The organism is Sphingopyxis sp. (assembly GCF_016463645.1).
GTDB lineage: Bacteria > Pseudomonadota > Alphaproteobacteria > Sphingomonadales > Sphingomonadaceae > Sphingopyxis.
The window spans coordinates 1-11691 of sequence record NZ_JAEMQX010000114.1 but is presented as its reverse complement, the minus strand read 5'-3'; the positions used below and the strand labels follow the sequence as shown (position 1 = coordinate 11691).

11 protein-coding genes are annotated in these 11691 nt (G+C 67.2%); 6 read left to right on the top strand and 5 right to left on the bottom strand.

Annotated elements, in window-relative coordinates; all coding sequences use genetic code 11:
• Nucleotides 1–159: 159 nt before the first annotated feature.
• Nucleotides 160–822 carry a Tim44/TimA family putative adaptor protein gene (locus tag JHC57_RS17820; RefSeq protein ID WP_294031702.1) on the bottom strand — a complete coding sequence of 221 codons (663 nt, stop codon included), beginning with the start codon at nucleotides 820–822 and terminating at the stop codon, nucleotides 160–162.
• A gap of 251 nt (nucleotides 823–1073) precedes the next feature.
• On the opposite strand from JHC57_RS17820, the gene secB reads away from it, so the two are divergent.
• The 4 genes from secB (at nucleotide 1074) to JHC57_RS17800 (ending at nucleotide 5085) form a co-directional block, all read left to right on the top strand.
• A complete protein-coding gene (gene secB, locus JHC57_RS17815) occupies nucleotides 1074–1589 on the top strand; it encodes a protein-export chaperone SecB (RefSeq protein ID WP_294031700.1) in 516 nt (171 codons plus the stop codon).
• Between the two features lie 27 nt (nucleotides 1590–1616).
• Nucleotides 1617–3209: a murein biosynthesis integral membrane protein MurJ gene (gene murJ / locus JHC57_RS17810; RefSeq protein ID WP_294031699.1), complete on the top strand. Its 1593-nt coding sequence runs from the start codon at nucleotides 1617–1619 to the stop codon at nucleotides 3207–3209.
• Nucleotides 3210–3212: 3 nt separating this feature from the next.
• Nucleotides 3213–4220 (top strand): tryptophan--tRNA ligase, encoded by a 1008-nt coding sequence (trpS, locus tag JHC57_RS17805; protein ID WP_294031697.1) that lies wholly within the window; start codon nucleotides 3213–3215, stop codon nucleotides 4218–4220.
• Between the two features lie 169 nt (nucleotides 4221–4389).
• Nucleotides 4390–5085, top strand: coding sequence for a DUF4136 domain-containing protein (locus JHC57_RS17800; protein ID WP_294031696.1), 696 nt, complete (start codon nucleotides 4390–4392; stop codon nucleotides 5083–5085).
• A 113-nt stretch (nucleotides 5086–5198) separates the two neighbouring features.
• On the opposite strand, the gene dnaA is transcribed toward JHC57_RS17800, so the two are convergent.
• From dnaA to bdcA, 3 genes are all read right to left on the bottom strand, one after another.
• Entirely contained in the window at nucleotides 5199–6566 is a 1368-nt protein-coding gene (gene dnaA, locus JHC57_RS17795) for a chromosomal replication initiator protein DnaA (RefSeq protein ID WP_294031694.1), read from the bottom strand.
• Between the two features lie 501 nt (nucleotides 6567–7067).
• Nucleotides 7068–7331, bottom strand: a complete 264-nt coding sequence (gene rpsT, locus JHC57_RS17790) for a 30S ribosomal protein S20 (RefSeq protein ID WP_058804956.1) — start codon at nucleotides 7329–7331, stop codon at nucleotides 7068–7070.
• Nucleotides 7332–7678: 347 nt separating this feature from the next.
• Nucleotides 7679–8392: an SDR family oxidoreductase gene (gene bdcA / locus JHC57_RS17785; RefSeq protein WP_294031693.1), complete on the bottom strand. Its 714-nt coding sequence runs from the start codon at nucleotides 8390–8392 to the stop codon at nucleotides 7679–7681.
• A 76-nt stretch (nucleotides 8393–8468) separates the two neighbouring features.
• On the opposite strand from bdcA, the gene JHC57_RS17780 reads away from it, so the two are divergent.
• Nucleotides 8469–9059 (top strand): TetR/AcrR family transcriptional regulator, encoded by a 591-nt coding sequence (locus tag JHC57_RS17780; RefSeq protein WP_294031692.1) that lies wholly within the window; start codon nucleotides 8469–8471, stop codon nucleotides 9057–9059.
• A gap of 73 nt (nucleotides 9060–9132) precedes the next feature.
• Nucleotides 9133–10500 (top strand): M20/M25/M40 family metallo-hydrolase, encoded by a 1368-nt coding sequence (locus JHC57_RS17775; protein WP_294031691.1) that lies wholly within the window; start codon nucleotides 9133–9135, stop codon nucleotides 10498–10500.
• A gap of 58 nt (nucleotides 10501–10558) precedes the next feature.
• Here the strand turns inward: JHC57_RS17775 and JHC57_RS17770 are convergent.
• A partial coding sequence (locus JHC57_RS17770; RefSeq protein WP_294031689.1) for a M20/M25/M40 family metallo-hydrolase occupies nucleotides 10559–11691 on the bottom strand: 1133 nt, incomplete at its 5' end.

The following is an 11691-nucleotide window of genomic DNA, read 5'->3' as shown; positions in this document are numbered from 1 at the left end:
GGCGTTCCGGCCGGGCGCGGAGGGACGGGGGCGGTGGTCGCGGGGCGGCTGTCCCCCGCGGGGACCACCGAGGCGCAGCCCGAAAGCAGCGGCATGGTGGCGAGCAGCGCGAATCCGAAAGTCCGCGCGAGCCGCGCCCCCACGCCCGGGATCATGGGATCAGGCCGATTCGGCTTCGTCGAGCACCCAATTGGGGTCGTTGCTGCCGATCTGGCGGCGGAAGGTCCAGAGGTCGTCGGTCTGCGCCGCGTCGCTCATCGACCCCGCGATCAGCTTGCCGTCGGCATCGCGGGTCACCGCGCTGATATCGGCGTGATAACGCACGGTAACGCGCGCTTCGCCGCGATTCAGCTCGACCGCGGTGATCTTGGCCGAATCGATACCGATCAGGCGGTTGTCGAGCGTTTCGCCGCGTGCTTCGCGTGCCGCGATCGCCTCGGCGAAGGCTTCGTAGCTGTCGTCGTCGCACAGGTCGCGCAGCGTGTCGCGGTCGCCCTTCCAATAGGCTTCGAGGATCATGCGGTACGCCGCCTCGGCGCCCTCCATGAAGCGGCCGGCGTCGAAATTGCGGTCGGTCGCGAGAAGCTGGCGCAGGCCGGTCTCGGCCGCGGGTTCATAGACGAGGCCCGAGGTGTCGGCAGGGGCGGACGCGGACGCCGCCGCACCGTCGCCCTCGTCGAGGCGGACCGGCGCCGTTGCAGCACGTTCGCGCGGCAGCACGGGTTCCTGCTCGTGCCCCGTGCGCTTGCCGAGCACCGAGTAGAGCCGCATGCCGAGGAAGGCGGCAATCATGGCGAGCAGGACGATCGAAAAAGCGGTCACGGGCAAAAGTCCAATGCGGCAGGCAGAAACATATCGACTGATACATAGGCGATACGCCGCCCGGTTTCAAATAGCCATGACCGCTCCGGCGCGGCAGGTCAACGATTCGGCCTTAACCATCGCGCGGGACGGCGGCCATTGTGCTGGCCGCCGGGCGCTGCTAAGCGCCGCGGCAACCGTCCGCCGCGGTTCCGATACGGGTCTGCGGATGCGGATATTGTTACCATCTTTCAGCGAAAGTTCCTTTCATCATGGCCGACGAAACGAGCCCCGACCTCAACAACCCCGCCCTGCAGCCCAACGGCGAAGACACGAGCCCGGCGATCGGCCTGATTTCGCAATATGTGAAGGATCTGTCGTTCGAAAATCCGAACGCGCCGGCGGTCTATCAGTGGCAGGAAGCCCCGCAGGTCGACGTGCAGTTCAACATCGCCGCCGACAGCGTCGGCGAGAATCTGTACGAAGTGACGCTGAAGATCGACGTCACGTCGAAGACCGATCAGGGCACGAGCTTCGTGATCGACCTGAAATATGCCGGTCTGTTCGGCGTCCGCAACGTCCCCGACGACCAGCTCCAGCCCTTCTTCCTCGCCGAAGCGCCGCGCATCCTTTTCCCCTTCGCGCGCCGCGTCGTCGCCGATGCGGTGCAGGATGGCGGTTTCCCGCCGCTGCTTCTCGAGCCGATCGATTTCCACGGCCTGTTCGCGCAGCAGGTCCAGGCGGCGCAGGCCGAAGCGGCCGGCGAAGTCGCGGTCGGCCAGGCCTGAGCCCTGTAACGGGGGCGGGCTGAGGGCTTGAGCAGCCTCGTCAAAAGCGTGGGGACGATCGGCGGCCTGACGATGGTCAGCCGCATTTTCGGCTTCGCGCGCGACATGCTGCTCGCCCGCGTGCTCGGCGCCGGCCTCGCGGCCGACGCCTTCCAGCTCGCCTTCACCCTTCCCAACACCTTCCGCCGGCTGTTCGCCGAGGGCGCCTTTTCGGTCGCCTTCGTGCCGATGTACAGCCGCGCGCTGCACGACGAGGGCGGCGAGGAAGCGGCGGCGAAATTCGCCGACGACGTGCTGTCGGTCTTCCTCTGGGCGCTGTTCGGCTTTTCGGCGATCATGATGATCGCGATGCCCGGAGTCGTCTGGCTGCTCGCGCGCGATTTCCAGGAGGTGCCGGGCAAGTTCGATTTCGCGGTCTTTCTGAGCCGCGTGACCTTTCCCTATCTCGCGCTCGTCAGCCTTGTCGCGATGCTGTCGGGCCTGCTCAACGCGCGATCGCGCTTCGCACCGGGCGCCTTCGTTCCCGTCCTGCTCAATATCGTCCTGATCGGCGGCATCGTCACCGGCTGGTGGCTGCGCGGTCCGGGCGGCGACGACCGCATCGTCGCCGAGGCGCTCGCGGTCTCGGTCAGCCTCGCGGGTGCCGTCCAGCTCGCCTATATGGCGTGGGCGGTGCGCCGCGCGGGGCTGAAGCTCCACTGGCGCTTCCCGAAATTCACCCCCGAGGTGAAGAAGCTCGGCATGCTGATCCTGCCCGCGACCTTCGGCGCCGGCATCTATCAGGTGAGCCAGTTCGTCGACACCTTCTTCGCGACCTCGCTCCCGCAGGGATCGCTGACGCTGCTCAAGCTCGCCGACCGGCTGAACCAGCTGCCGCTCGGCATCGTCGGCATCGCCCTGGGCACGGCGATCCTGCCGATGCTGTCGCGCCATATCCACAGCGACGACGCGGCCGAGGCGCAGCGGCTGCAGAGCAATGCGTTCGAGATCGCGACCCTGCTCACCCTGCCCGCCGCCGCCGCGCTCGCGATCTGCGCGCCCGCCTTCACCGCCGCCTTCTTCGTCGGGGGCAAGTTCACCGCCGAGGACGGCACGATCATGGCGCATATCGTGATGGCGCTCGTCGCGGGCCTGCCCGCCTACGTCGTGATCAAGATCCTCAACCCCGGCTTTTTCGCGCGCGAGGACATGCGCACCCCGGTGTGGACCGCCTTTGCGTCGCTGATCATCAACATCGCGATCAACCTCTATGTCGTCGAACATTATGGCATCGTCGGGCTGGCCGGGGCGACCGCGGCCTCGGCGACGATCAACTGCATCCTGCTCTATACCATCCTGCACCGGCGCGGCTGGTTCCATTTCACCGCGAAGCTCGCGGGCCGGATCGCGCGCCAGATCGTCGCGGTCGCCGCGATGTCGGCGCTGCTCTGGTGGATGATGCCGATGCTGGCGCCGCATTACAGCGGCGGGGTGATCGAGCGCATCTGGTCGCTCGCCGCGCTATGCGCCGCGGGCGGCGCGGCCTTTTTCGCGGTCGCCTTCCTCGTCGGCGCGCTTGACAAGGATCTGGTCGCCATGCTGACGCGGCGGCGCGGCAAGCCTGCCGAAACCCAGGAGTAGAACATGCGGACGCTATCGGGCATCCAGCCCACCGGAAATTTGCACCTCGGCAATTATCTGGGCGCGATCCGCAACTGGGTGCGCATGCAGGACGAGATGGAGGGCGAGAAGCTTTATTTCCTCGCCGACCTGCACGCGATCTCGATGCCGCATGTCCCCGCCGAGCTGACCGCCAACACGCGTGCGATGACCGCCGCGCTGGTCGCCTGCGGCATCGACACCGACCGGTCGATCCTCTTCAACCAGGCCCGCGTTCCCGCGCATGCCGAGCTGCAATGGCTGCTCAACGGCACCGCGCGGCTCGGCTGGCTCAACCGCATGACGCAGTTCAAGGACAAGTCGGGCAAGAATCGCGAAAGCGCGTCGGCGGCGCTCTACACCTATCCCGTGCTGCAGGCGGCCGATGTGCTGCTGTACCAGACGACGCACGTGCCCGTCGGCGAGGACCAGAAGCAGCATCTCGAACTCGCGCGCGACGTCGCGCAGAAGTTCAACAACGATTATGCGAGCGAAGAGGCGCCGGTCTTCACCCTTCCCGAACCCATCATTCCGGCGGGCATGGCGCGTATCATGAGCCTGCGCGACGGCGCCGCGAAAATGTCCAAATCCGACCCGTCGGACATGAGCCGCATCAACCTGACCGACGATGCCGACACGATGATGCAGAAGGTCCGCAAGGCGAAGACCGATCCCGAGGTGCTGCCGTCCGAAGCTGCGGGGCTCGAAGGGCGGCCCGAGGCGCGCAACCTCGTCGGCATCTATGCCGCACTCGCCGACACGAGCGTCGATGCGGTGCTGCGCGACCATGCGGGGCAGGGCTTCGGGGCGTTCAAGCCGGCGCTCGGCGAGCTGCTGATCGAAAAGCTGGGGCCGATCAACGCGCGGTTCGTCGCGCTGAAGGACGATGCCGCCGCGCTCGACGCGATCCTCGAAAAGGGCGCCGGGAAGGCGCGCGCGCTGGCAAAGCCGACGCTCGATGCCGCTTACGCCGCGCTGGGGCTCTGCCGCTGACACGCCGCTGTTTCGAGGCGAAATTTCTTGTTTTTGCATTCGGCGCCCCCATATTCGGGCGTGGAATGCCGTGCGACGAAACGGGTTCAACCAAGGTTAAGTCGCATCGGTATAGTCTATGGTATGAAAAGCGCGGCGTGACCGCGCGCCGAATCACGGAGCCAAGACGATGAGCAAGATCAATTTCCGGCGACTGGGCCTGGCCGCCATGACCGGCGCGGCGCTCGCGCTGGCCGGCTGCGCGACGCCGTTCAAGGCCGATGTCGCGCGTTTCCAGTCGCAGCTTCCCGCGCCGCAGGGGCAGAGCTTCGTCGTCGAGGCGAGCAATCCCGCGCTGCAGGGCGGTATCGAGTTCGGCCAATATGCGAACATCGTCGCGGGCGAGCTGACCCGCTACGGCTATCGCCCCGCGGCGAACGGCGAGCGCGCCGACATGATCGTCCGCATGGACTATGGCGTCGACAAGGGCCGCGAGCGTGTCGTTTCGAGCCCCGGCTTCGGCGACCCCTGGTACGGCGGCGGCTTCTACGGCCGCGGCTATTATCGCCCGGTGATCGTTACCGGCCGCGGCGGGCGCCGCTACGTCTATGGCTATCGCGACCCCTTCATGTGGGGCGGCTTCGGGCCCGGATGGGGCGGCTATAACGACGTGTCGAGCTACACGGTCTACACGAGCGGCCTCAACCTCGAGATCAACCGCGCCGCCGATGGCTCGCGCCTGTTCGAGGGCCATGCCGAGGCGCAGTCGCGCGACAATAATCTGCAGACGATCGTCCCGAACCTCGTCGAGGCGATGTTCACCGGCTTCCCCGGCAATTCGGGCGAGCGGGTACGGATCACGGTGGCGCCGCCCGAAAAGGGCTGAGCCCGCCGCGCAGGACGAACAAGGGCCCGCCCTCCACACGGAAGGCGGGCCTTTTTGCTGCGATGGACAAGTCCGGGGATAACCCCGGCAAAACCCTGTGGACCGGCTGTGGATCAGCTGTTGAGACTGCGCCGGATCGCGGCGATCTCGGCGTCGAGTTCGCTGTCGGCGACGCGCAGCGCCTCGACCGTGCGGACGGCGTGAATCACCGTACTATGGTCGCGCCCGCCGAAGCGGCGCCCGATCTCGGGATAGGAGCGCGGGGTCAGTTCCTTCGCGAGATACATCGCGACCTGGCGCGGGCGCGCAACCGCGCGCACACGGCGTTTCGAGGACATTTCGCTCTTGTCGAGCCGGTAATGGGCGCAGACCGCGCGCTGGATCTCGTCGATCGTGATGCGCGGACGCGCGGTGCGGACATTTTCGGCCAGCCGATCCTCGGCGAGCGTCAGGTCGACCGTCGTGCCGGTGAGCGCGGCATAGGCGAGCAGCTTGTTGAGCGCGCCCTCGAGCTCGCGGATGTTGCGCGTGAAATGCTTGACCAGATAGGCGACGACCACGTCGGGAACCTCGACCATCGGCATCGCGGCGAGTCGCTGGCGGATGATGCGTTCGCGCAGATCGTCCTCGGGCGCCTCGATATCGGCGACCAGCCCGCCCGACAGGCGCGACAGCAAGCGCGCCTCGACCCCGTCGAGCATCGCGGGCGGCCGGTCGGCGGTGACGACGAGGCGCCGCTGCGCGGTCATCAGATCGTCGATCGTGTGGAGCAGTTCCTCCTGCGTCGAATTCTTGCCGATCACGAACTGGAGGTCGTCGAGCAGCAGGAGGTCGGCGGCGCGCAGCCGCGCCTTGAACGCCATCATGTCGCCGCCGCGCATCGCGCCGACGAATTCGAGCATGAACTTTTCGGCCGACATCAGGATGATGTTCGCGGTCGGGTGCGCCGCGGCATAATCCTGCGCGATCGCCTGCAGGAGATGTGTCTTGCCCTGCCCGGTGCCCGAGCAGAGATAGAGCGGATTGAATTGCGGCGCCTCGACCATCGTCATACGCCGCGCGGCATTGGCGGCGAGGATGTTCGAGCGGGCGACGACGAAGCGGTCGAACGACAGCCGCGGGTCGAAGCCTAGCAGCGCGGGATTTGCGGCAGGCGCAGCCGGCGGCGGCGTATCGAAACTCGGCAGCGGCGAGGCCGCGAGGCTCGCGGCGCGATCGTCGGCGGCCGCCCCGCCGCGCACCATCACGCTGCGCACCGCGGGCAGTTGCTGGCGCCACGCGAGTTCGAGCCGGTCGCCGAAGCGTTCGTTGATCCAGTTGGCGGAGAAGCGGCTGACGGTTTCGAGCGTCACCACGCCCGAGAGCGAGCAATAGTCCGCAAAGCGCACCGGCTTCAGCCAGTGATCGAAGGTGCGCACGCCAAGATCGCGGCGCAGCCCTTCGGCCACGCGCGGCCAAAGCGTTGCAGCATCGCCGCTCATCGCTCCGCCCTTCGCGTTTTGCCCATGCCGATCGCTGCTCTCTATCACGCCGTACCGCCCCTCAGGTCCCCGCACGCCGAACGATCGGGCGGCCGGCCACATGCCGATCCGTCCGCTGCGCCGGGGCACAGCTTTCCCGTCCGGGACTTGCGGCCCGAAAAGTTGCGAATCATGTCGATGTGGCGGCCGCCGGCGAAGGCCGACGACGCACCTGTCTAGTCAGGGGGCGGCGAGTCGATCAAGGGTCGGCCATGTAAAAATACTGAAATAAAAATCTTGACTCACCTGGGGGGCCGGAATCGCGCGAAAACGCGATTTTATCGATATTTTTCAATGTATTAAATGTTACAAACCGGAGGCGAAGCAACGAATCGCAGTAATTCCGTCACTTACCGCGGTGCAACACTATTGCCACCGGTTTGTCATAATATCGGACGCAAAAAAGGACCCGCGGGCAAGACGCCAGCGGGTCCTTTTTGTTCCCTTTCGGGACAGGCGGGATCAGGCGATCGCGTTGACGCTCTTGGTCAGGCGCGAGAACTTGCGGGCCACGGTGTTCTTGTGGAGCACGCCCTTCGCAACGCCGCGCGCCATTTCGGGCTGCGCCGCCTTCAGCGCGGTCGCGGCAGCGTCCTTGTCGCCGGCCGCGACGGCGGCTTCGACCTTCTTCACCAGCGTGCGAATGCGCGAAACGCGATTCTTGTTCACGATGGTGCGCGCGGTGTTGCGGCGGATGCGCTTCTTTGCCTGCGGCGTATTGGCCATAAATTCCTCTAGTCTTTCAAACGGTCTACATGGTCGGAGCACAGCCTCAACGGAGCAGCCGAATCGCGCGGGTTGCGGCGAATCAATGTCCGGATGCGGCCGGTTCCGGACGACCGGACCCTGCTCGAAGGGTGCGCGCATAGCGATGAAGGGCGATTTGGTCAATGACTTTGCGCCCGATTCCATTTGCCGGCATGGTCGGCGCGAGGAGTCCGGGGCGGCTTCCGGCCCTCCCCCCTCTTTTCGGGGAAGGAGCGCGGCGTCGGCAACCGGCCGCTATCCGGCGCTCGCCACGCCCCGCGCCGGCCCGGTGGACGGGCCGGCACGAGGGCCGGCCCATACCCGCCCTAGGCGCCGAACGCGCCGTCGATCGTGTGCATCGCGCCGGTGACGAAGCCCGCTTCGGGACCCGCCAGCCAGGCCACCATGCCCGCGACTTCCTCGGGCCGTCCGTGACGCTTTATCGCCATGAAGCTGTGCATCAGCTCGCGCATCGGGCCGTCCTCGGGGTTGGCGTCGGTGTCGACCGGCCCCGGCTGGACGATATTGATCGTGATCCCGCGCGGGCCGAAGTCGCGGGCCAGCCCGCGCGCCATGCCCTGCAGCGCCGATTTGCTGAGCGCATAGGAGGCCATGCCGGGGACGGGCATACGGTCGCCGTTCACCGATCCGATCACGATGATCCGGCCGCCCTCGGGCATCTGCCGCGCCGCCTCGACCGACGCGTGATAGGGCGCGGTGACGTTGACGCGGATCAGCCGGTCGACGTCGTCGGGATCGAGATCGAGCGCATCGCCGAACAGGGCGAAGCCGGCATTGACGACCAATATGTCAAGCGGGCCGCTCTCGCGCACCCGTGCGATCACCGCGTCGCGGTCGCCGCTGTCGGTCGGCACCGCGCTGCTGCCAGTCTCGGCCGCAAGCTGTTCGGCGGCGTCACGCGAGCCGTTATAGGTGAAGACGACCCTGGCGCCGTCGGACGCGAAGCGGCGGACGATCGCCGCGCCGATGCCGCGGCTGCCGCCGAGGACCAGAACGGACTTTCCTTGGAAATCGGACATTGGGAGACTCCTTGCTTATTAATGTAGTGGAGACTACATAAAATCGCACAAGCCATCGTCAAGGTATTTTGTAACAGTGACTACAAATAAATCCCCCGTTCGCGGCCGGCCGCGACGCTTCGACCCCGAGGCGGCGGTCGCGACGGCGCAGCAGCTTTTCCACGCGCGCGGCTATGACGCGGTCAGCGTCGCCGACGTCACCGATGCGCTCGGCATCAATCCGCCCAGCTTCTACGCCGCCTTCGGCAGCAAGGCCGGCCTCTATGCGCGCGTGCTCGATCATTGGACCGCGACCGAGGCCATCCCGCTCGCCGATATCCTGCGCCCCGACGTCCCCGTCGCCGCCGCGCTCGCCGCCGTTCTGGAGGACGCCGCGCGCCGCTATGCGTCCGATCCGGCGGCGGGCGGCTGCCTCGTCCTCGAAGGCACGCGCTGCAACGACGCGGGTGCGCGCGACGCCGCGCGTGCGCTCAACCTCGGCGCCGAAACCTTCATCCGCGACTATGTCGCCGCCCGCCATCCGGACGAGGCCGGCGCGGTGACCGATTTCGTGGCCACGACGATGTCCGGACTTTCGGCAAAGGCGCGGGCCGGTCACGACCTGCCCCGCCTCCTGGCGACCGCCCGCCTCGCGGGCCGCGTGCTCGCGGAAATCCTGCCCGATTGAGCCGCCCTGCCGCGGCGTGACCGATGCCCTCTTGCGAAGGCGCGCGGACGCGGCATAGTCCGCTGCCATGCGCATGTCCCATACTTCGCTCGCCCTCGCCGCCGCCCTGCTCGCCGCCGCGCCCGTCCACGCCAAACCCGCCGACGCCGACGCGGCCAAGAAGATACTGAAGGACAGCATCGCGATCCCGACCGTGATGGGTCGCGGCAAGGTGCCCGAACTGGCGGCCTATTATGCCGGGGTGCTCAAGGCCGCGGGCTATGGCGACGCCGATATCGAGATCACCCCGATGGGCGAGACCGCGACCTTTGCCGCGACCTTGCCCGGCACGACGAAGCAGAAGCCGATCGTACTGCTCGGCCATATGGACGTCGTCGAGGCCGATCCGAAGGACTGGACGCGCGATCCCTTCGTGCCGGTCGAGGAGAATGGCTATATCTTCGGCCGGGGATCGGAGGACAACAAGTTCGACGTCTCGATGATGGTCGCCACCATGGCGCAGCTCAGGAAGGACGGCTTCAGGCCGAAGCGCTCGATCATCCTCCTTTTGTCGGGCGACGAGGAAACCTCGATGACGACGACGCGCGCGCTCGCCGCGAAGTACAAGGGTGCCGAATTCGCGCTCAACGGTGACGGCGGCGGCGGGCTGCTCGGCGAGGACGGCAAGCCCCGATATTACGGGCTGCAGGCGGGCGAGAAGACCTATGCCGACTTCACGCTCGAGGTCACCAACCCCGGCGGCCACAGCTCGCGCCCGTCGGACACCAACGCGATCGTCCAGCTGTCGAACGCGCTCGCCAGGATCGGCGCCTATCGCTTCGCGCCGCAGCAGAACGAGCTGACGAAGGTCGGCATGCCGATCGTCGCCGATCAGGTCGGCGGCGACATCGGCGCGGCGCTGAAAGCCTTCGCCGCCAATCCGGCCGACGCCGGAGCCATCGCCGCGATCCGCGCCGATCCCGAATATATCGGCCAGATCGGCACCACCTGCGTACCGACGCTGACCAGGGGCGGTCATGCCGAAAACGCGCTGCCGCAGCGCGCCACGGCGAACATCAATTGCCGCATCTTTCCCGGCGTGCCCGTCGAAACGGTGCGCGCCGAGCTTGAACGGGTGATCGCCGACCCCGCGGTCAAGGTGAACACCGACCCCGACGCCAGCGCGAGCGACGCCTCGCCGCTGCGCCCCGACGTCGTCGCGGCGGTGACCAGGGCGGTGCATGCGCGCGCGCCGGGGCTGCCGATCATCCCGTCGATGAGTGCGGGGGCGACCGACAGCTATCATTTCCGCATCCAGGGCGTGCCGAGCTACGGCGTCGCCGGCCTCTTCTCGAAAGCAAGCGACAGCTACGCCCACGGCCTCAACGAGCGCGTGCCCGTCGATGCGATCGCCCCCGCGCTCGCGCATTGGGACAGCCTGTTGCGCGACCTGTCGAAATAGGCGGGGGGCGCGTCGCCGCGGCGGATGACGGCTTGTCCTCCTCCGCGGGCCGCGCCGGTCATTTCCGTGCCGCGGCACTCCGGTCGCGAATCGCCTTGAATTCGCTGCCCGCCTTCCATTCGGGCCATCGGGCCGAGCGCGCGAGCTCGTCGCCGATCGTGTAGAAGACCGAGATATCCTGCACCGCGCCGTCGAGGTTCCAGTCGGGACCCCACGCGTCGCACGCCTGATGATAGCATTTGCCGGTATAGGCATCGACCCACGCCTGCCCCGCCTCCCTGCCGCCTTCGACAAGGTCCGAGGCGCCCGCGATGCCCATCATCAGCAGGACCGGCACGCCGCGCTTGGCCATGCTGAAATGGTCGGCGCGATAGAAGAGGCCGCGTTCGGGCAGGCTTTCGACCGAGACGGTGCGGCCCTGCGTCGCGGCGACGCGCGCCAGATCCTCCTCGAGACTGCCCTGCCCCTTGCCGACGAGGATCACATCCTTCGCACGCCCCGCGGTCTGGAGGATATCGAGGCCGAGGTTGGCGACGGTCTTCTCGACCGGAAAAACAGGGCTCGCGGCATAGGCTTCGGAGCCCAGCAGCCCGCGTTCCTCGGCGGTCCAGAAGGCGAAGGCGATGGTGCGGTCGGGCGCCGGCGCCGCCTTGAACAGCCGCGCGATCTCGAACAATCCCGCGACGCCGAGCGCGTCGTCGTTGGCCCCCGCGCGATAGATGCGGCCCTCACCGTCGGGCGGCCCCTCGCCATAGGCGTCCCAGTGGGCGCCATACATCACGACCTCGTCCGGACGTTTGACGCCCGGAATTTTCGCGAGGACATTCTGGCTCTGCACGACATTCTGCGTCACGGGGATCGCGGCGTCAAAGCCGGTGCCGAGATCGACGGGCCTGAAATCCTTGCGACGCGCGGCGATGCGCAGCTTCGCCAGATCCTGCCCGGCATCGGCAAAGAGTTTCGTCGCGGTCTCGCCCGAGATCCAGCCCTGCAGCGCGAGGCTCGTGACCTTTTCAGGCGGCACGACAAGGCCGTAATTCTCGCCGCCGCCACTTTTGACGACGTTCCAGCCATAACCGACGCCGTCGGTGTCGTGAACGATCAGCGCCGCGATCGCGCCGCGGCGCGCGGCTTCCTCGAACTTGTAGGTCCAGCGGCCATAATAGGTCATCGTCCGGCCGCCGAACTTGC